Below are 18,193 nucleotides of genomic sequence, written 5' to 3'. Positions count from 1 at the left end.
GCTACTGCTTGCTGGTCTCCTCCTCGGCCGCCTTTCCGGCCCCCTCCGCCGCCTTGTCGCGCTCGCCGGCGAGCTTCACGGCCTTCTCCACCGCCGCCTGGGCGAGGTCGAGCTGGCGCGCCCACTCAGCGGTGTCGTTCTCGGCCTGGGCCTTGGCGGCCGCCTTGAACGCGGCGTCCGCGTCGCGCAGGGCGGCCGCGATCTGCTCGTCCAGCGTGCCCGTGGGCTCCTCCGGCGTGCCGGGCTCCGGCGTGCCCGGCTCCGGCGTCTCCGGGGTGGGCTGTCCCGTGCCGAGGTCCACTCCCAGCGCGTCGGCCAGGGCGGACGGCAGGTTCTGGGCGATGCCGACCTTCTCGCCGTACTTCACGATGACGAACTGCAGGATCGGGAACGCCGACGCCCCCGACGTACGCACGGCGTACACCGGCTGGATGTAGATCAGACCACCCGACACCGGCAGCGTCAGCAGGTTGCCGAAGCGCGGCGGCGTCGCCCCCTGCACGCGGTAGGGCGTCAGCGCGTCGACGACCTCCTTCTCCTGCTGCATCTGGTTGGCGACCTGACCGGGACCGGGGGTGTTCGCGTCGGTCATCTCGAGCAGGCGCAGCTTGCCGAAGGTCGACGAGTTCGCGTCCGAGTTCACCTGCAGGTACGACGCCAGCGTGCCCTTGCCGCGCGGCACGAACACCGAGGTCAGCGACCAGTCGTTGGTGCCGTCGATGCCGGTCGAGAACAGCCGGTACGGCGGCTGGAATACCTGGCGCGTGGCGTTCGGGTCCTCGGGCACCTCCCACCGGTTGTTGGCGTTGTAGAACTCACCGGCGTCGGTGACGTGGTACTTCGCGAGCTGGTAGCGCTGCACCTTGAACAGGTCCTCGGGGTAGCGCAGGTGGCTCTTGAGCTCGGCCGGGATCTGGCTGCTCGGCGTCACCGACCCGGGGAAGGTCTTCATCCACGTCTTGAGGATCGGGTCCTTCTCGTCCCACTGGTAGAGCGTGACGGTCCCGTCGTAGGCGTCCACCGTCGCCTTCACGGCCGAGCGCATGTAGTTGATCTCGTCGGTGGGGATCGTCTGCAGCCCGGTGTCCTGCTGCAGCGAGTCGTCGATCATCGAGGCGAACGACTCCCGCTGCGAGTTCGGGTAGCGGTCGGTGGTGGTGTAGCCGTCGAGGATCCACACGATCTTGCCGTCCACGACCGCCGGGTACGGGTCGCCGTCGACCGTGAGCCACGGCGCGACCTTCTCGACCCGCTCGGCGGGCGTGCGGTTGTAGAGCACCTTCGAGTTGGCGTTGACCCGACCCGAAAGCAGGAAGTTCGGCTCACCGAACTTGATGGCGTACATCAGCTGGTTGAAGGTGCTGCCGACCGGCACCCCGCCCGAGCCGTCATAGGTCGTGCGCTGGTCGCCCACGTCGCTGTCGGTGTCGGCGAGGCCGAGCTCGACGTCGTTGGACTTGCCGCTCGCCTTCCCGACCACGGAGTACGTCGGGCTCTGCTCGCCGAAGTAGATCCGCTGCTCGAACTCCTCGCTCTTGGTCAGGTCGCTCGCACCGCTGGAGCTCGCACCGCTGATCCCCTCGGCCCACACGATGCGGCCGTTGACCTCGCTGTCGGAGATCCGGTTCGCGTACGCCGCGATCAGGCCCTCCCCGTGCGTGTACACGGTGTGCAGGTTCGACCAGTTCTGGTCCGAGGAGTTGATGCCCGACTGGTCGAGCTCGCGCACGCCGAGCACGAGCGGGACCTCCTGGCCGTCGATGGTGTACCGGTCGACGTCGAGGACGGAGGCGACCGAGTAGTAGGCGCGGACCTGCTGGCGCTGCTGGAAGGTGTCGCGCACCTGCTGCGGGTCGACGACCGGCGTCGTCGTCAGCTGGCCGAGCACGGTGCTTCCCTCGGCCTGCGTGGTGTCGCCGACCGGCGTGCCTTCGTAGCGCTCGCTCTCCACGCCGCTGAGCCCGTAGGCCTCGCGCGTCGCGTCGATGTTGGCCTTGATGTAGCTGTTCTCCTTGTCGGCCTCCGACGGCTTGACCTGGAAGTTCTGCACGATGGCGGGCCAGATCATGCCGAGCAGCACGGCCGACAGCGCGAGCAGGGCGAGGCCGACCGACGGCAGCTGCCAGGTCTTGCGCCACACGTTGAGGAAGAACAGCACGGCGCAGATCAGCGCGACGCCGACGAGGATGTTGCGGGCCGGGAGCATCGCGTTCTCACCGGCGTAGTTCATGCCGGTGAACAGGCGGTGGTCGTCGGTGACGAGGTCGAAGCGGTCGAGGTAGTAGTCGAGCGACTTCATCAGCACGAATGCGCCGAGGAGCACCGAGAGCTGGACCTGCGCGGCCCCGGAGAACCGGTCGTGGGCGGCCTGGAGCCGGATGCCGCCGTACAGGTAGTGGACGATGGCGGTGCCGATGATCGACACGATGGCCACGGCCATCACGAAGTCGATGACGAAGTTCCACCACGGCAGGTCGAAGACGTAGAACCCGATGTCCTTGTTGAAGTAGGCGTCCTTGCGGCCCCAGTCGACGGAGTTGCGCCACAGCAGGAAGGTGCGCCACTGGCCGATCGCCGAGGTGCCGGCGAAGAGGCCGACGACGACGCCGACGCCGGCGAGCAGCCAGCCGCGGATCGGGGTGACCGCGTCGCGGTAGCGGTCGACGCCGTCGGGACCGGCCATGAGGAACATCGGCCGGAACCGGAACGCGAGGTACATGTTGAGCGCCACGACCCCGCCCATCACCGCACCGAACGTGAGGAACAGGCCGATCCGGGTCCACAGCATGGTGCTGAAGACCTCGCCGAAGCCGACCTCCTTGTACCAGAGCCGGTCGGTGTAGATCCCCGCGAAGGCGCTGAGCAGGAAGAACCCGACGATCAGCACCACACCGGTGATGACCAGGGCGCGGGTACGGCGGCCGGGGCGCTCGGGTGCGGGGCGCTCCGGCTCCTCGTCGAACAGCTCACTCATCGGTCTGGTCCTCCGCGTCCTCGAGCAGGGTGGCGCGCAGCAGCTCGAGGAGCCCGGGCACCAGGTCGTTGCCGCCCATCACGGCCATGTCCTCGTCTTCGCTGCGCATCCGCAGCGCGCAGTAGCTCGCACCGTGCCGGGTGACGCCGGCGACGATGCGGACCTCCTCGGCGTCGGGGTGCTCGCGGGCGAACTCCGCCGCGGCCGCCGGGTCGTCCGGGACCTGCCCGTCGGCGGCCGGCGGGAGCACGAGGCGCTCGACCACGGCCGCGCACCCGGCCACCACGTCGGGCCACTGGATGCCGGGAAGCACCTCCTCCAGCTGCTGCCCGCTCGGCAGGTCGTCCTGCTCGACGGGCGTCAGCGAGCCCTGCTCGGCCGGCGCGTCCAGGCCGAGCTGGGCGGCCAGGCCGGGCTCCTGGGCCACCAGCCGGGCCGTGTCGACGAGGGCGTAGAGCCGGGCCGGCTGGTCCCAGCCCGCCCGGGCGTGGTGGCCCTCGATCTCGAGCACCGCGGCGGCCAGGGCCGGGTCGACGTCCAGTTCGTAGTCCATCGGTCGTCCTTGTACTCCGTCAGCAGGTGGGCAGGGCGGCGTCGTGGTCGCCGACCCACTTCTCCAGCGCGAGGCGTGCCTCGTGCATCGTGGTCGCCTTCACCAGGCGCAGGTCCGGGTCGAGGCCCTTGACGTCGGCGCAGTTGTCCTTCGGGACGAAGAACAGCTTCGCGCCCGCTTCCTGCGCGCCGGCGATCTTCTGCTCGATGCCGCCGATCGGCCCGACCGCCCCGTCGGTGCCGAGCTCACCGGTCCCGGCGATGGTGGCGCCGCCCGTCAGCGATCCCGGGGTGAGGGTGTCGTAGATGGCGAGCGAGAACATCAGCCCGGCGCTCGGCCCGCCGACCATCGGGTCGACGCGCAGGTTGACCGTGAACGGGAACTCGTAGCCCAGTCCCAGCGACACGCCGACGCGCGGCTTGCCGTCGATCTGCTTCGGCTTGATCCGCACGGTCAGCTCCCGCTTGTCGCGCAGGATCCGGAACTCCACCAGCGAGCCGTCGTCGTGCTTGCGCACGGCGGCGATGATCTGGTCGGCGTTCGTGACCGGCTCGCCGTCGACCTCCTTGAAGACGTCGCGGACGAGCAGCTTGTCCTTCGCCGGACCCTCCTCGTCGACCATCGCGACCTGCACCGCGGTCGGGACGTCGAGGCCCAGCTCGGCCATCGCGACGGCCTTCGCCACGTCCTGCGACGTGGTCATCTGGACCGCACCCTCGGCCTTCTCGTCGGCCTGGGAGACCTCCGGCGGGTGCACGACGTCGTACGGCAGCACCGCCTTGTCGGGGTCCACCCAGCGCGCCAGCGCCTCACCGAGCGACAGCTTCTGCCCGTACGACGAGGCGACCACCGTGGTGAACCGGATCTGACCCTTGTCGTAGTAAGCCTCGTGCCCGTCGACCTGGACGACCTCGGCCTGGTTGTCGTCCTTGCCGAGGATGTCGTAGGTCGGCCCCGGGCTGTAGGACGCGTACGGCAGCGGCACGACGAGGGCGATGCCGCCGAGGATCAGCACCAACGGTGCCGCGATGCACGCGGCGATCAGGCGCTGGCTCATGGCGCCTACCTTCTCAGACGCGGCAAGTCAGGACGCGCGCCGGTCACCCGTGGCGCCCGGCGCCTCGTCCGGCCCGTCCACCACGACCGCCGCCGCCGCTTCGGCCGCGGGCGCGTGCGCCGCCTCGCCGGCGATGACCGAGGGCCGGGTCTGCGACGCCCGCAGGGCGACGCCGGTGTGCCGGTCCGGGGCCCGCTCGGGGACGGCGTACCCGGGGCGGGAGCGCTGTTCGCGGGTCAGCGCCTCGCCGAGGCGCCGCGCCGCGGTCTCGCGGTCGACCTCGCCCCGGCCCTCCCGACCCCACCACGCGACCCACGCCATCGAGGCGAGGGTGAGCACGGCGGCCGGCAGCAGCCAGAACAAGATCTCCACTCCACGAGGGTAGGTCGGTCCCGGTCGCGGTCCGGTCAGGACACGCGCGCCTACGGCGATCCGACCCACTCGTCGGAGCCGTCGGTGAACCGCTGGTGCTTCCAGATCGGGACCTCCGCCTTGAGCGTGTCGATCAGCGCCCGGCTGGCCTCGAACGACGAGCCGCGGTGGCCGGCCGTGGTCGCGACGACGACCGCGAGGTCGCCGATGTCGAGGTCGCCGACGCGGTGCACGGCGGCGACCCCGGTGACGTCGTACGCCTCCGCGACCCGCTCGCACACGTCCTGGAGCCGCTCGAGCGCCGAGGGGTGCGCGGAGTACGACAACCCGGTGACGCCCTGCCCGCGGTCGTGGTCACGGACCCGGCCGACGAACAGCACCAGCCCGCCCGACGCCGCGTCGTCGAGGCTGTCGAGGACCTCGCTGACCGAGAGCGGCTGGTCCGAGATCGCCACGAGGCGCACGGCGGGGTTCGTCATGCGGCCCACTCTAGGGTCAGGTCGGGGTCGGCTCAGGGCCGTCCCCGGGACTCCCGGTTGTGGATCGGGCGTAGTTTTGCCTCATGACCGACAACCCGGGCGACGACCAGCCGAACCCGTTCAAGGGCACGCCGTTCGAGCAGATCTTCGGCGCCCTGGGCGGCGCCTTCCCCGGCGGCGCCTTCCCCGGTGGCGCCGGGGGCGGGATGGCGTTCTTCCAGCAGCTGCAGTCGCTGATGCAGCCCCACGACGGCCCGCTGAACTGGGCCGCCGCCAACGACGTGGCCCGCAAGGCCGTGGCCCAGGAGCCGGACCCCTCCCCCACGCAGCGCGACCAGGACCGCGTGGCCGACGCCGTCCGTCTCGCCGACCACTGGCTCGACACCGCCACCGGCTTCCCCTCCGGTGTCGGTACGACGGCCGCCTGGAGCCGCGCCGAGTGGCTGGTGGAGACCCAGCCGGTGTGGCAGGTGCTGGTCGAGCCCGTCGCGGCCCGATCCGTGACCGGCCTGTCCAGCGGCCTCCCCGAGGAGATGAGGGCGGCGGCCGGTCCGTTGGTCGGCATCATCGGCCAGGCGGTCGGCGGGATGATGGCGATGCAGATCGGGCAGGGTCTCGGTGCGCTCGCCGGCGAGGTGCTCACCGCCTCCGACATCGGCCTCCCGCTCGGCGCCGCCGGCAAGGCCGCGCTGGTGATGACCAACGTCCGCGCGTTCGCCGAGGGCCTCGACGTCACCGAGGACGACGTCGTGCTCTACCTCGCGCTGCGTGAGGCCGCCCACCAACGGCTGTTCGCCCACGTGCCGTGGCTGCGCGAGCACCTGATCGGCGCCGTGACCGACTACGCCCGCGGCCTGGAGGTCAACGTCCAGCAGATCCAGGACCGGGTGCAGGAGCAGCTGCGCGGCATCGACCCGACCAACCTCGAAGCGATGCAGGGCCTGCTCGAGGGCGGCCTGTTCGACCCGCCGCAGACCGAGGCGCAGACCGCTGCCCTGTCCCGGCTCGAGATCGCGCTCGCGCTGGTCGAGGGCTGGGTCGACGAGGTCGTCGGCCAGGCCACGGCCGAGCGGATGCCGGCGGCGGCCAAGCTGCGTGAGGCGGTTCGCCGCCGTCGTGCGGCCGGCGGCCCCGCCGAGCAGACCTTCGCCGCCCTGGTGGGCCTCGAGCTGCGCCCGCGCCGGCTGCGCGACGCGTCCACGCTGTGGGGCGGCCTACGCACCCGGTCCGGCCAGGAGGCCCGTGACGGCGTGTGGATGCACCCCGACCTGCTCCCGACCGCGGCCGACCTCGACGACCCGCTGTCCTTCCGCTCCGAGGCCACCCACCCGGAGACGCTGAGCGAGGAGGAGTTCGACGCCGAGCTGCGCAAGCTCCTCGACGGCCCCGACTCCCCCGCTGCTCCCGACTCCCCCGACTCCCCGACCGAGTGACGCTCCACGCCGACGCGCTGGCCGTGCTCCGCAACTGGCCCGCGCCCGATGCCGGCCAGGACGCCCTGCGCGAGCGCTACGTCGCCCACCTGGAGTCGGCGCCGGACGGGATGCGGCGCGCGTCGTACCCCGACCACGTCACGGCCGGCACCCTGGTCATCGACACCACCGGCGAGCGGGTGCTGCTCAACCTGCACCGCAAGGCCGGGCGCTGGTTCCACTTCGGCGGGCACTGCGAGGACGGCGACGCCACGCTCGCCGCCGTCGCGCTGCGCGAGGCGCACGAGGAGAGCGGGCTGCCGGACCTGGCCTTCCACCCGGAGCCGGTCCAGCTCGACCTGCACACGGTGCCCTTCTGCGGCGAGCGCGGCGAGGTCAACCACCTCGACGTCCGCTACGTCGCCGCCGCTCCGGTCGACGCCACCGCCGTGGTCAGCGACGAGTCGCTCGCCGTGCGCTGGTGGCCGCTCGACGCCCTGCCCGACCTCGAGCCCGCGATGCACGTGCTCATCGACCGGGCCCGCGCGATCCTGGTCTGAGCGCGCCCCATGCGGATTGGTCGTTGATCGCCTCGGATCGCCACCAGTTCGCATGGGGTGCGCTCAGTCGACGTCCTCGCCCGGCACGATCCGCTCCGACGGCGGCCGGTCGATCCGGGCGGCGTCGGACCAGCCGGCGAGATAGCCCTTGGCCTTCTCGGCCGCCGGGTAGTGCGCGACCCAGCCCCAGAACCTCTCGTCGTGGTGCGGCTCGATCAGGTGCGCCAGCTCGTGCACGATCACGTAGTCGATGACCCACTCCGGCATCCGCTGCAGCCGCTCGGAGAGCCGGATCGAGCGGTCCTTCGGCGTGCAGGAGCCCCACCGGGCCCGCTGGTTGCCGACCCAGCGGATCGACTCCGGCACGGCCAGGCCGCCGAGGTACTCGTCGCTCAGCTCCTGAGCGCGCCGCCGCAGGTCCTCGTCGTCCCAGCGCCGCGGCGCTGCCCGCAGCTCCTTGCGCTGGACCCGGGCGACCATCTTCGAGACCCAGGCCCGCTCCTCGGTGACCGACAGGTTGTCGGGCACGAGGACCACGATGGTCTCGCCCTCGCGATAGGCCGTGACCGTACGCCGGCGGCGCTCCGACCGTCGTACCTCCACGCGCGGGGTGGGCATGTCTCGACCCTACGGCGCGCCCGGCTCGAGTGGTGGGACCTCGCTGGTCAGGGTGCGGCCCACTCCAGCAGCCGCTCGAGCGGCCAGGTGTTCACGATCCGGTCGGCGTCGATGCCCGCGGCCTCCGCCCGCTCGCAGCCGAGCAGCGGGTAGTCGAGCTGTCCGGGCGCGTGTGCGTCGCTGTCGATCGAGAACAGGCAGCCGATGTCGCGAGCCAGCTCCAGCAGCCGGGTCGGCGGGTCGCGTCGCTCCGGGCGGGAGTTGATCTCGACCGCCACTCCCTCCTGCGCGCACGCCTCGAACACCGCCCGGGCGTCGAACCGGGACTCCGGGCGGGTGCCGCGGCTGCCGGTCACCAGCCGGCCGGTGCAGTGGCCGAGCACGTTGGTGAACGGATTGCGCACCGCGGCCACCATCCGCCGGGTCAGCGGCTCGGGGTCCATCGCGAGCTTGGAGTGGACGCTGGCGACCCGGACGTCGAGCCGGGCCAGCATCTCCTCGCTCTGGTCGAGCGAGCCGTCGTCGAGGATGTCGACCTCGATCCCGCGCAGCAGCCGGAACGGTTGCGAGGCGCGGTTCGCGCGGTTCCCCAGGTGGTCGTTGACCGCCGCGACGACGTCCAGCTGGCGGGCCAGGCGCTCCGCCGAGAGCCCGCGGGCGACCTTGAGCCGGGGCGAGTGGTCGGTGAGCACGAGGTAGTCGTGCCCGAGCTCCATCGCCGTCATCGCCATCTCCTCGATGGGCGAGCCGCCGTCGGACCAGTCCGAGTGGGAGTGCAGGTCACCGCGCAGCTGGGCGCGCAGCCCGCTGCCGGCACCGTCGGGGGTCAGCGGGGCGCCGTACTGCTCCTCGACCTGCGCCAGCTTGTCCGGCAGCCGCCCGGCCGCCGCCTGCGCGATGACCCGGGCGGTGCTGGCACCGACACCGGGCAGGTCGGTCAGCGTGCCGGCCGCCGCGCGGGCGGCGACGTCGTCGGGGTCGAGCGGCAGGATCGCCGACGCCGCGCCGCGGTACGCCTTGACCTTGTAGCTGTCCGCCCGCCCGCGCTCCAGGAGGAACGCGATCCGGCGCAGCGCCGCCACGGGCGTGCCGTCGTACCCCTGCTCGCTCACGTGCGCCTCCTGGCTCGATCTGGCCCCCGGGAAATGTCTGTCCACAGGCCGTGGAGGGACCTGTGAACACCATCCTTGCTGGTCATGCCGTCGTACGGCGCCCGCGGGACCGATCTTGCCAACGGTTCCTCCACAGCCAGCATCACCGTTCTCACCCGTTCATCCACGACTGCCGGCCGGGATCCACAGGTTTCTCCACAACTCTGTCCACAGGTCGTGTCCCGCCCGGATTGACCGCGCTCGCTGCGGTGCCTAGGTTCGTCCCCGACGAGGCCCCTCGGGGCCGCAGCACCTCGCTCGCAAGGGGAAGGCAAGCGAGAGGTCGCGGCACCGGGGGTCTCTTCCTGTTTCGGCAGGTCAACGGTGGGTCAGCGGCCGGTGAAGACCGGGGGCCGCTTCTCCTGGGCGGCCCGGATCCCCTCCAGCAGGTCCGCGGTCGCCAGCGTGACGGGCTGGGCCAGGCCCTCCCACTCCAGTGCGGTCTCGATGCTCGCGTGCCCGTGCTGCAGCGCCCGCTTGGTGAGCCGGGTCGCGATCGGCGCCGCGGCCGCGATCTCCGCCGCGGTCGCCAGCACTGCCTCCCGGAACTGCGCCGCCTCCCAGACGCGGGAGACCAGACCGAGCCCGAGGGCCTCGTCGGCGTCCACGAGCCGCCCGGTCAGGAACAGGTCACGGGCGGCCGCCGGGCCGACCACGTCGGGCAGCAGGTAGGTCCCGGCCATGCCCGGGTGGATCCCCAGCCGCGTGAACGGCACGCCCATCCGAGCCCCACGGGCGGCGTACCTCAGGTCGCAGGCCAGCGCCATGCACAGTCCGGCACCGATGGCCGCGCCGTTGATCGCGGCGATCGTCGGCACCTCCAGGCGCCGGATCGAGAGCCACGCCCGGTAGAACGGCAGCATCCGGGCCCGCAGGTCGTCGACCGTCGCGTCCGGCTCGGAGGCCAGCCAGGACAGGTTGCCGCCGGAGCAGAAGCCCTTGCCCTCACCGGTCACCACGACGACCCGCACCGTGGGGTCGCCGGCCAGGTGGTCGACCGCCCGGACCCACGACTCGGTCATCTCGTCGCTCATCGCGTTGCGCAGCTCGGGCAGGTCCAAGACCAGGAGCGCGACGCCCTCGGAGGGCCGTTCGAGGCGCAGGTGCGTCAGGGACGGCGGCGTGGGCCGGTTCACAGCGGATTCAGACATGCGGGGCACGCTACTGCGACTCCGCGGCGGCGTGCCGTAGGGTCGGGGAGGTCCGGAGCGCTGCTCCGGGCCCCGGCGGGCTTCCCCCCATGTCCCCGCCGCGACGACCGAACGAACAAAGATGAGCAAGGAGGCCGTCATGGCGGAGACCTGGAGCGGCGAGTTCTACTGCGTCAAGTGCAAGGAGAAGCGCGAGGCCGAGGGCGAGGTGAAGGTGAACGAGAAGGGCACCCGGATGGCCAAGGCCGTCTGCCCCGTCTGCGGCACCAACCTCAACCGCATCCTCGGCAAGGCCTGATCCCAGGCACCCAGCCGACTTTCACGGGCGGCTCCACTGTGGTGGAGCCGCCCGTGGCGTGTTTTCACCGGCCCGCGACGCCGCGAGGCACGAGCGGCGGCGCGGATCAGCCGGGGAGATCGAGTAGCGCCGCGGCCGAGGAACGAGGGCGCGACGCGCGTGTCGAGATCTCTGTGGATGACCGCAGCGCCGATGCTCGGCCGCGAGGCACGAGCGGCGGCGCGGATCAGCCCGGGAGATCGAGTAGCGCCGCGGCCGAGGAACGAAGGCGCGACGCGCGTGTCGAGATCTCTGTGGATGACCGGAGCGCCGATGCTCGGCCTCGTGCCACGCTGCCGCCATGGCGTCCCGGCCCCACCAACTGCGTCCCGGCACCCCGGTGCTGAACCGCTCCCCCGGTGTGCTCCAGGTCGGCCTCACCGGCGCCTCGCTCCGGCTCCCGGACGTCCCGGAGGTACGCCGCCTGCTCGGCGCGCTGGCCTCTCCCTCCGGCCACCCCGATCCTGACCCCGCAGGCGCCCCGGACGCCGCCGAGGCGCTCGCCCGCCTCCGCGAGTCCGGACTCGTGCTGCCGGTCGACCCGACGACGCCCGCGCACCTCCGCGCCCAGGCCGGCCCCGACGCCGTACGACGCCAGGCCGCCCGGGCGGCGTCCTGCGTGGTCCTCGACGCCCCACCGGGCGCCCGGACGCTCCTCGAGCCGCTGCTGGACACCGCGGGGCTTCGCGTCGCCGCTCCCCCGAGGGACGCGGCTGGGGCGGGCGAGGCCGGAGAGGCCGGCGAGGCGGGGGGCACGGCGGTGCGCCTCGTCGTCGCCGACGGTCCCGTCGCCCGCGAGCGGCTCGACCCCCTGGTCCGGGCCTCGGTGCCCCACCTGCTGGTGGCCGGTGACGCCACCGCCGTCCGGATCGGACCGTTCGTCGTCCCGGGCCGGACCGCCTGCCTGCGCTGCGTCGATGCCCACGAGTCCCTGCACGACGAACGGCTGCCGCTGCTGGTGACGCAGGCGGCACGCCAGTGCGTCGCCGATCCGCCGCCGCGCGACCCCGTCCTCGACCGACTCGCGCTCGCCTGGGCGGTGCGTGACCTGGCGCGGTTCGTCGACGGCGAGGAGCCGAGCACCTGGTCGGCCACCGTCGACCTCGGGCCGGCCGCTGCGCCGGTGGTCACCCCGTGGGGACGCCATCCCTACTGCGGCTGCGCCTGGGACGGCTTCCTCGAGCTGCCCTGAGTCCCGGCTCCGGCCGCCCCTCGGCCCGGCCCCGGGTCGGCCCGACTACCACCAGTCGCTGTCGAGCTTGGCCTCCATCGAGCGCAGGTGCGTGCGCGAGCACTCGTCGCAGTAGCGGCGCACCCGGCCGCGCTCGAGCGAGGTCGTCCAGGTCAGCGGCGGCGCCTCGCCCTCGACCTGGCGGCCGCAGAAGTCGCAGGTGACGCTCACGGTCCCGTTCACCCGTCCAGCCTAGGTCGGCCACCCGCAGAAATGCCGGAAGGGCCGGCCCGACGATCGGTCGGTCCGGCCCTTCCTTCTCACCCGCGATCAGGTGCCCTTCGAGGAGGTCTCGAAGAATTCCGGTCTCGCTGGTCCGCGAGGCGGACTCAGAGTGCGCGAGCGAGGGCGAGACGAGCCTGCTGCGCTGCACGCTCGGCCTTGCGGCTCAAGCGGCGTGCGCGGGCCATCCTGCTGGCCGCGCGCAGCTGCTGCGCCTCTCCCAGGCGCATGGCCATGTGGGCCCGCGCCAGGTCTTCGTTCATGAACTGCGTCATCTCAAGCTCCAGGGTGTGGTGGTACGGAAAGGGATGGGGTGGATGGACTACGCCGCGGCGTCCTTGCGGGGACGGCCTCGGGGCCGCTTGCGCGGGATCACCACGCCGGCCAGGAACAGCTCGCCGCCCCAGACGCCCCACGGCTCGCGCCGCTCCAGGGCGCCCGAGAGGCACATGCTCTGGACCGGGCAGTCCAGGCACAGCGCCTTGGCGGCCTCGACGTCCGACGGGGACTCGGCGAACCACAGCTCCGCGTCGTTCAACCGGCACGGCAGCAGCTCGTCCAGCGTCGGCTCGAGAACACTGGTCGTCATCTGCTTTTTCACCTCCTCAACTTCTGACCTGATCGCGTTGTCACTTCGGGTGGGGATCCGGACTTCGCGTATCTCGGTCTGAGAAGTACGAAGGCCGCGGATCCCGGTCTGATTCGGGTTCCGCGGCCTGGAGGCTGCCGAGCTGAGCTGGGTCAGATCGGTGGGCTCCAGGCGTGGACACCCGGGACGTAGGCGGCGCTGCTGCCACGGTGGTCCGTGCCGGCGATGCGCTCCCGCTTGGCGGCCTCGGCGGCCACCACGGCGAACGGCTCAACACCGGTCGCAACCGTGGCCGGACGCGCGGCGATGCCCTGGACCTCGAGGGTCGCGAAGGCAGAGGTGGCGCAGCCGAGGGCGGACAGCCTGGGCTGCCAAGCGGACGTGATCACCGGGAAGACCGGGTTCGTCATGTTCTCCATCAGGGCCACCTCCTTCGGTGCGTACGGGCGCCAGCGTTGTCAGGGCTGTGGTGCGCAGTTTGAACTTGCCTGACGACCGTAATGGCCGCTCAACGGGCCGCGCAAATCATTTATGGAAGTTTTTCGAGGTTTTTTCAAACCCTGCTCCGAACGCCTGCTCAGGCCCCTTCGGCGACCAGCGCGAGCACCGCGTCGCCGTAGCGCTCGATCTTGCTCGGCCCCACCCCGCTGACCTTCGCCAGCGCCGCCATCGAGGTCGGCTTGACCTCGGCGATCAGCTCGAGGGTGGCGTCGGTGAACACCACGTACGCCGGCAGCGGCTTGCCGTCCTCGCCGGCCTCCCGCGCGGTCTCGAGGCGCCACACCTTGAGCCGGTCGAACAACGCCTCGTCGTAACGGACCGGGTGGTGGGCGCAACGCCCGCGCTTCTTCTCCGCCGCCGTGGACAGCGGCTGGAGGCAGTCCCGGCAGCGGGCGACCTTCGTGCGGGCACGGGTCTGCTGCGGCTGCTGGCTGGCCGGCAGCATCGGCACGATGAAACGGGACGGCTGACGGCGCGGCGCCTGGCCCGGGTTACGGGCCGCCGCCCAGGACACCATCAGCTCCCGCCGGGCCCGGGTCACCCCGACATAGAGCAGCCGGCGCTCCTCCTCGACCGCGTCGGGACGCGCGCCGCCCTGCTCGGCGTACACGATCGGCACGGTGCCGTCCTGCACGCCGCAGCAGAACACGGCGTCCCACTCCAGGCCCTTGGCGGCGTGGAAGGTCGCCAGGGTGACGCCGTCGGCGGTCGGTGCATGCTGCTCGGTCGCGCGCCGGTCCAGCTCCTCGACGAAGCTCGCCACCGACGCTTCGATGCCGCGCTCGGTCGCGAACTCCTCGGCCTGGTCGGCCAGCGCCTGGAAGGACTCCCACCGGTCGCGGACCTGACCACGGGAAGTCGGCGGCTCCGCGGTCCAGCCCATGCCGCCGAGGACGCCCTTGAGCACCTCGAGCCACGGGTCGTCGCCACCCTCGCCGGAGCGGGCGGCGCCGCGCAGCCTGGTCACCGCCTCGCGCACCTCGCGCCGCTCGAAGAACCGGGCCGCGCCGCGCACGATGTAGGGGATCCCCCGGTCGGCCAGCGCGTCCTCGAAGGTCTCGGACTGGGCGTTGATGCGGAACAGGACCGCCATCTCGCCGTACGCCGTCCCGGCCCGCTGCAGCCGCAGGATCCGATCGGCCACGCTGCGGGCCTCGGCCACCTCGTCGGGCTCCCCCACCCACCGCACCGGGGATCCGGACTTCTGCTGCGAGCGCAGCTCGACGCCGGCGCTCGGCGTACCGGACAGCAAGGTGTTGGCCGTCTCGACGATCTGGGGCGTCGAGCGGTAGTTGCGGACCAGCTCGATCGAGGTGGTGCCCGGGTAGCGCTGCGGGAAGTCGCGCAGGTAGTCGGCGTCGGCGCCGGCGAAGCTGTAGATCGTCTGCGCCGGGTCGCCGACCACGCACAGCTCGTCGCGCCCGCCGAGCCACAGGTCGAGCAGGGCCGACTGGAGCGGGGAGACGTCTTGGAACTCGTCGACCACGAACCACTTGTACTGCCGGCGCACCTGCGCCGCGACCCGCTCGTCGGAGGCGAGCACGCCGGCGGTGAGCAGCAGCACGTCCTCCATGTCCATCCGGCCCTGGTCGCGCTTGACCTGCTCGTAGGCCGCGATCACCCGGCCGATGGTCTCCGGGGTCTGGTCGGCCACCGAGCGGCCCTTCGCCGGTGCGATCCGCGGGTAGTCCTCGGCGCCGACGTTGCTCACCTTGGCCCACTCGATCTCGGAGGCGAGGTCGCGCAGCAGGGCCTGCTCGGCCCGCAGGCCCAGGTTGCGGCAGGCGGCGGCCAGCATCGGGATCTTGGACTCGGTAAGCGTCGGAAGCTCGGTGCCGTGGACGTGGGGCCAGAAGTAGCGCAGCTGGCGCAGCGCCGCGCTGTGGAAGGTCCGGGCCTGCACCCCGGGGGCCCCGAGCTGGCGCAGCCGCTGCCGCAGCTCGCCGGCCGCTCGCGTCGTGAAGGTGACCGCCAGCACCTCGGTCGGCGCGTAGACCCCGGACATGACACCGTGCGCGATCCGGTGGGTGATCGCGCGCGTCTTGCCCGTCCCCGCCCCGGCCAGCACCCGCACCGGTCCCCGCAGCGTCTCCGCGACCTGCCGCTGCTCGGGGTCGAGCGCGGAGAGGAGCCGTTCGATGGACTCGGACATGGGTGCGGGCGCTCCTTCGGGGGCTGCGTGGGGCGGAATCCGGGTGGAGATCCCAACCTAGACGCAGCCCCCGACACGAGCTCACCGGCGGGGTGGACGCACGCTCAGCGGCGGACCTTCACCACACCCGAGGTGGCCGAGCGGTCGGCGTACCCGCCCCGGTGGACGGTCACCCGGACCTGGATCCGCTTCCCGCGGTCGGCCTTGCCGAGCTTGTACGTCGCGCCGGTGCGGCCCGCGACGACCTTGCCGTTGCGCAGCCAGGTGTAGGTCACCGAGCTGGGCGCCGGCGACCAGGTCCCGGCGCTGGCGCGCAGCTTCTTGCCCGCCTTCGCCTTGCCGGAGAGGACCGGCGACTTGCCGAGGTCGAAGGCGTGAGCGCCGGTGCCGCCGCCCGGACCGCCGGCGGGCGGGGCCGACAGCGCGGCCGGCGACCAGTCGGGCTCGGTGCCGCCGGTCGCGATCTTCGTCAGCGTGGTCCCGGCGGCCGAGCAGGCGGCGAGGCCGCGGGCCACCCACAGGTCGCCGCCCTCGCTGTAGACGGCCGAGTCACTGTCGGGTCCGAAGGTGGCGTCGATCGCGGCCGGCTGCCCCTGCTCGGGCGTGATGTAGCACTCGGGGTTGGCGAGCGGCTTGGCCGGCGTACCCGTCCGCGGGTCGCCGACGGCCGTCTTCATCGCGAAGCCGGCACCGCTGACACCGAACAGCACCCGCTTGCCGTCGCGCGAGACCTCCGGCTCCACCAGCTCGACGAACTGGCCGAAGATGTCGTCGGAGAAGAACCATGCCTGGGCGTCGTGCCCGAGGTCACCCATGTGGACGTCGCCGTCCCTGTTGAGCGCGACCCGGCTGTTGGTCACCCAGCCGGGCTGGTAGCCCAGCATGATGCCGTACTTGTCGGGGCCCACCCACTGCGCCGCGTCCGTGAAGCTGGTCGCCGCCTCCGTCTCGAACCAGCCGCCGTTGCCGTACCGTTCCAGACGCAGCTGGCTGTAGGCGATCTTGGTGCCGTCGGGCGAGATCTCCGCACCCTGGACCGGGCTGATGTGCACCGTGTCGTAGTCGGGGACGAACAGGTCCTCGGGGTTGATCCGGTTGTAGACGGCGCCGTCCTGGCCCATCCGGACGATGGTCTCGCCCTTCATCACCGCGATCACGCCACCGTCGGACATCGTCGGGTGCTCGTAGGGCGACGCCTCGGTGCCGTCGACCGTGACCGCCCGCTGGCCACTGCCGTCGGGACGGGACAACCAGACGTTGAACCCGTGGATGTAGACGATGGATCCGTCGGCCGCGGTCGCTGCCGCGGGCGTCGCGGTCCGCGCCTCGCCGGTGGTGATGGTCGTGTCGGTCGGCGTCGCCGTGGTCGCTGCCGACGCCGGGTCGGCGACCGAGAGCAGCGAGGCCGCCGCCAACGCGCTCACGGAGAGCAGGGCGACGGTGCGGGTGCGGGACATCAGGTACTCCTCGAGCTGGGGGGCAAGATGTCGCCGACCTTCGCGGGCCCGGTGTCCCGGCGGGCAGTGGCAGGTGTCCCGATCAGCGTCCCGACCCTGCTGGGGACTCCCGCGGAACAAGCCCACGCCCCTCGTGGTTGAGTCGCGGAGAACCCGACCGATCGCAGAGAAAGACCCCTCGATGACCTTCACGATGTACACCACCCCCTGGTGCGGCTACTGCCACCGCCTCAAGAGCCAGCTGGACCGCGAGGGCATCACCTACGAGATCGTCGACATCGAGCAGCAGCCCGACGCGGCCGCGATCGTGGAGTCGGCCAACAACGGCAACCAGACCGTCCCGACGCTCGTGTACGCCGACGGCACCGCGCAGACCAACCCCAGCCTCGCCCAGGTGAAGGCGAAGCTCGAGGCGCTCAGCGCCTGAGGGGTCTCACCAGCTCCCGGGGAGCGCGCCGCCGTACCAGTCCTCGATCAAGGAACGGCTGATCGAGATCCCGCTGCCCGGCAGGACCAGGGAGCCCTCCGCCGTCAGCCGGCGCATCTCCTCGCGGGTGAACCAACGCGCGTCCTCGACGTCGTCGTCGTCGAGCCGGATCTGCTCGGACACCGCCTGACCGTGGAAGCCGAGCATCAGGCTCGACGGCAGCGGCCACGGCTGGTTGCCGAAGTAGCTCACGTCGCCGACGACGACACCGGTCTCCTCGAGCACCTCCCGGCGCACGGCGTCTTCCAGCGACTCCCCCGGCTCGCAGAACCCCGCCAGCGTCGAGAAGCGTCCCTCCGGCCAGTTGTGGTTGCGCCCGAGCAGGCACCGCTCGTCGGGCGCGCCGGGCTCTCCGGCGGCGATCAGCATGATCACCGCCGGGTCGGAGCGCGGGAACTGCGGCTTGCCGCAGTCCGCGCACACCAGCTCGTGTCCTGCCGCGCGCGCGACCAGACGGCCGCCGCACCGCGGACAGAACCGGTGCGCCCAGTGCCACTCGGCCAAGCCGATGGCATGGAACACCAGGGGCGCCTGGTTGGCCCGCTCGCCGACGAGGAACGGCAGCAGCCCGCGCAGCGGCAGCCATCGCTCCGGCTCGGCCTTGGCCACCTCGCCCGGCACGATCACCGCCCACCAGGTCACGCCGTCCCGTTCCCCGAGCAGGACCCGGACGCCGTCCGGCGCCTGCGCCGACGACACCCACTCCAGCCCGTCGGCCCCGGGTCGGACCCGGGTCCCGGCGATCACCAGGACGCGGCTGGCCGGGTCGGACCAACGTTCCTCCAGCCAGGCGTCGTCCGTCCGGAGCAGGCCGAGTCGGTCGTGCGGGTCGGCAGCCAGCGACTGGTGCGGGAACGTCACGATCCGAGCCTAGCCACGGCCTTGCGGAG

Annotated in this window: 20 protein-coding genes; 5 read left to right on the top strand and 15 right to left on the bottom strand. The window is 72.1% G+C overall.

Annotation, left to right across the window (positions count from 1 at the left end; translation table 11 throughout):
* Position 1: 1 nt before the first annotated feature.
* From KU893_RS15580 to KU893_RS15560, 5 genes are read right to left on the bottom strand one after another with little or no spacing between them, the layout of a single operon-like run.
* Entirely contained in the window at positions 2 to 2,974 is a 2,973-nt protein-coding gene (locus KU893_RS15580; protein WP_218235293.1) for a UPF0182 family membrane protein, read from the bottom strand.
* Positions 2,967 to 3,527: a PPA1309 family protein gene (locus tag KU893_RS15575; RefSeq protein WP_218235292.1), complete on the bottom strand. Its 561-nt coding sequence runs from the start codon at positions 3,525 to 3,527 to the stop codon at positions 2,967 to 2,969. Before KU893_RS15575 ends, KU893_RS15580 begins: the two co-directional genes overlap by 8 nt.
* Positions 3,528 to 3,546: 19 nt before the next feature.
* On the bottom strand, positions 3,547 to 4,584 hold the full coding sequence (locus tag KU893_RS15570) for a YlbL family protein (RefSeq protein WP_218235291.1): 1,038 nt from the start codon (positions 4,582 to 4,584) through the stop codon (positions 3,547 to 3,549).
* Positions 4,585 to 4,611: 27 nt separating this feature from the next.
* Positions 4,612 to 4,956: a hypothetical protein gene (locus KU893_RS15565; RefSeq protein ID WP_218235290.1), complete on the bottom strand. Its 345-nt coding sequence runs from the start codon at positions 4,954 to 4,956 to the stop codon at positions 4,612 to 4,614.
* 50 nt (positions 4,957 to 5,006) lie between these two features.
* Positions 5,007 to 5,435 (bottom strand): molybdenum cofactor biosynthesis protein MoaE, encoded by a 429-nt coding sequence (locus KU893_RS15560; protein ID WP_218235289.1) that lies wholly within the window; start codon positions 5,433 to 5,435, stop codon positions 5,007 to 5,009.
* A gap of 83 nt (positions 5,436 to 5,518) precedes the next feature.
* Here KU893_RS15560 and KU893_RS15555 point away from each other — a divergent pair, with 83 nt between their 5' ends.
* Together KU893_RS15555 and KU893_RS15550 are read left to right on the top strand one after the other, a co-directional pair.
* Positions 5,519 to 6,868, top strand: a complete 1,350-nt coding sequence (locus KU893_RS15555; protein ID WP_218235287.1) for a zinc-dependent metalloprotease — start codon at positions 5,519 to 5,521, stop codon at positions 6,866 to 6,868.
* Positions 6,865 to 7,407, top strand: coding sequence for an NUDIX hydrolase (locus KU893_RS15550; RefSeq protein WP_218235286.1), 543 nt, complete (start codon positions 6,865 to 6,867; stop codon positions 7,405 to 7,407). Before KU893_RS15555 ends, KU893_RS15550 begins: the two co-directional genes overlap by 4 nt.
* Positions 7,408 to 7,470: 63 nt before the next feature.
* Here the strand turns inward: KU893_RS15550 and KU893_RS15545 are convergent, their stop codons facing one another.
* From KU893_RS15545 to KU893_RS15535, 3 genes are all read right to left on the bottom strand, one after another.
* Entirely contained in the window at positions 7,471 to 8,025 is a 555-nt protein-coding gene (locus KU893_RS15545) for a M48 metallopeptidase family protein (RefSeq protein ID WP_218235285.1), read from the bottom strand.
* Between the two features lie 47 nt (positions 8,026 to 8,072).
* Positions 8,073 to 9,137 (bottom strand): PHP domain-containing protein, encoded by a 1,065-nt coding sequence (locus tag KU893_RS15540; protein ID WP_218235284.1) that lies wholly within the window; start codon positions 9,135 to 9,137, stop codon positions 8,073 to 8,075.
* Between the two features lie 368 nt (positions 9,138 to 9,505).
* Entirely contained in the window at positions 9,506 to 10,327 is an 822-nt protein-coding gene (locus KU893_RS15535) for an enoyl-CoA hydratase/isomerase family protein (protein ID WP_218235283.1), read from the bottom strand.
* A 139-nt stretch (positions 10,328 to 10,466) separates the two neighbouring features.
* Here KU893_RS15535 and KU893_RS15530 point away from each other — a divergent pair, with 139 nt between their 5' ends.
* Together KU893_RS15530 and KU893_RS15525 are read left to right on the top strand one after the other, a co-directional pair.
* Positions 10,467 to 10,625 carry a DUF5679 domain-containing protein gene (locus KU893_RS15530; protein WP_238408271.1) on the top strand — a complete coding sequence of 53 codons (159 nt, stop codon included), beginning with the start codon at positions 10,467 to 10,469 and terminating at the stop codon, positions 10,623 to 10,625.
* A gap of 340 nt (positions 10,626 to 10,965) precedes the next feature.
* Entirely contained in the window at positions 10,966 to 11,856 is an 891-nt protein-coding gene (locus KU893_RS15525) for a hypothetical protein (RefSeq protein ID WP_218235282.1), read from the top strand.
* 45 nt (positions 11,857 to 11,901) lie between these two features.
* On the opposite strand, the gene KU893_RS15520 is transcribed toward KU893_RS15525, so the two are convergent.
* From KU893_RS15520 to KU893_RS15495, 6 genes are all read right to left on the bottom strand, one after another.
* Positions 11,902 to 12,078, bottom strand: a complete 177-nt coding sequence (locus KU893_RS15520; RefSeq protein ID WP_218235375.1) for a hypothetical protein — start codon at positions 12,076 to 12,078, stop codon at positions 11,902 to 11,904.
* 146 nt (positions 12,079 to 12,224) lie between these two features.
* Positions 12,225 to 12,392, bottom strand: coding sequence for a putative WhiB-interacting protein (locus tag KU893_RS15515; RefSeq protein WP_174245198.1), 168 nt, complete (start codon positions 12,390 to 12,392; stop codon positions 12,225 to 12,227).
* Positions 12,393 to 12,439: 47 nt separating this feature from the next.
* Positions 12,440 to 12,706 carry a WhiB family transcriptional regulator gene (locus KU893_RS15510; RefSeq protein WP_141003398.1) on the bottom strand — a complete coding sequence of 89 codons (267 nt, stop codon included), beginning with the start codon at positions 12,704 to 12,706 and terminating at the stop codon, positions 12,440 to 12,442.
* A 152-nt stretch (positions 12,707 to 12,858) separates the two neighbouring features.
* On the bottom strand, positions 12,859 to 13,125 hold the full coding sequence (locus KU893_RS15505; protein ID WP_218235281.1) for a hypothetical protein: 267 nt from the start codon (positions 13,123 to 13,125) through the stop codon (positions 12,859 to 12,861).
* Positions 13,126 to 13,283: 158 nt separating this feature from the next.
* Positions 13,284 to 15,359, bottom strand: coding sequence for an ATP-dependent helicase (locus KU893_RS15500; protein ID WP_218235280.1), 2,076 nt, complete (start codon positions 15,357 to 15,359; stop codon positions 13,284 to 13,286).
* A 104-nt stretch (positions 15,360 to 15,463) separates the two neighbouring features.
* Complete coding sequence (locus KU893_RS15495; protein WP_218235279.1) at positions 15,464 to 16,816, bottom strand: hypothetical protein; 1,353 nt, start codon at positions 16,814 to 16,816, stop codon at positions 15,464 to 15,466.
* A 181-nt stretch (positions 16,817 to 16,997) separates the two neighbouring features.
* On the opposite strand from KU893_RS15495, the gene KU893_RS15490 reads away from it, so the two are divergent.
* On the top strand, positions 16,998 to 17,243 hold the full coding sequence (locus KU893_RS15490) for a mycoredoxin (protein ID WP_218235278.1): 246 nt from the start codon (positions 16,998 to 17,000) through the stop codon (positions 17,241 to 17,243).
* Between the two features lie 6 nt (positions 17,244 to 17,249).
* On the opposite strand, the gene nudC is transcribed toward KU893_RS15490, so the two are convergent.
* A complete protein-coding gene (gene nudC / locus KU893_RS15485) occupies positions 17,250 to 18,164 on the bottom strand; it encodes an NAD(+) diphosphatase (protein WP_218235277.1) in 915 nt (304 codons plus the stop codon).
* Positions 18,165 to 18,193: the final 29 nt, after the last annotated feature.

Origin of the sequence: Nocardioides daeguensis (assembly GCF_019192965.1) — a bacterium.
Lineage (GTDB): Bacteria > Actinomycetota > Actinomycetes > Propionibacteriales > Nocardioidaceae > Nocardioides > Nocardioides daeguensis.
The sequence above is the reverse complement of the archived record's forward strand: the minus strand, read 5'-3'. Positions and strand labels throughout refer to the sequence as shown.

Coding starts and splice junctions, on each gene's coding strand:
- KU893_RS15570 (WP_218235291.1), bottom strand. CDS start 4,584: ATGAGCCAGCGCCTGATCGCCGCGTGCATCGCGGCACCGTTGGTGCTG.
- KU893_RS15575 (WP_218235292.1), bottom strand. CDS start 3,527: ATGGACTACGAACTGGACGTCGACCCGGCCCTGGCCGCCGCGGTGCTC.
- KU893_RS15505 (WP_218235281.1), bottom strand. CDS start 13,125: ATGGAGAACATGACGAACCCGGTCTTCCCGGTGATCACGTCCGCTTGG.
- KU893_RS15490 (WP_218235278.1), top strand. CDS start 16,998: ATGACCTTCACGATGTACACCACCCCCTGGTGCGGCTACTGCCACCGC.
- KU893_RS15580 (WP_218235293.1), bottom strand. CDS start 2,974: ATGAGTGAGCTGTTCGACGAGGAGCCGGAGCGCCCCGCACCCGAGCGC.
- KU893_RS15535 (WP_218235283.1), bottom strand. CDS start 10,327: ATGTCTGAATCCGCTGTGAACCGGCCCACGCCGCCGTCCCTGACGCAC.
- KU893_RS15500 (WP_218235280.1), bottom strand. CDS start 15,359: ATGTCCGAGTCCATCGAACGGCTCCTCTCCGCGCTCGACCCCGAGCAG.
- KU893_RS15555 (WP_218235287.1), top strand. CDS start 5,519: ATGACCGACAACCCGGGCGACGACCAGCCGAACCCGTTCAAGGGCACG.
- KU893_RS15545 (WP_218235285.1), bottom strand. CDS start 8,025: ATGCCCACCCCGCGCGTGGAGGTACGACGGTCGGAGCGCCGCCGGCGT.
- KU893_RS15530 (WP_238408271.1), top strand. CDS start 10,467: ATGGCGGAGACCTGGAGCGGCGAGTTCTACTGCGTCAAGTGCAAGGAG.
- KU893_RS15525 (WP_218235282.1), top strand. CDS start 10,966: ATGGCGTCCCGGCCCCACCAACTGCGTCCCGGCACCCCGGTGCTGAAC.
- KU893_RS15515 (WP_174245198.1), bottom strand. CDS start 12,392: ATGACGCAGTTCATGAACGAAGACCTGGCGCGGGCCCACATGGCCATG.
- KU893_RS15495 (WP_218235279.1), bottom strand. CDS start 16,816: ATGTCCCGCACCCGCACCGTCGCCCTGCTCTCCGTGAGCGCGTTGGCG.
- KU893_RS15510 (WP_141003398.1), bottom strand. CDS start 12,706: ATGACGACCAGTGTTCTCGAGCCGACGCTGGACGAGCTGCTGCCGTGC.
- KU893_RS15560 (WP_218235289.1), bottom strand. CDS start 5,435: ATGACGAACCCCGCCGTGCGCCTCGTGGCGATCTCGGACCAGCCGCTC.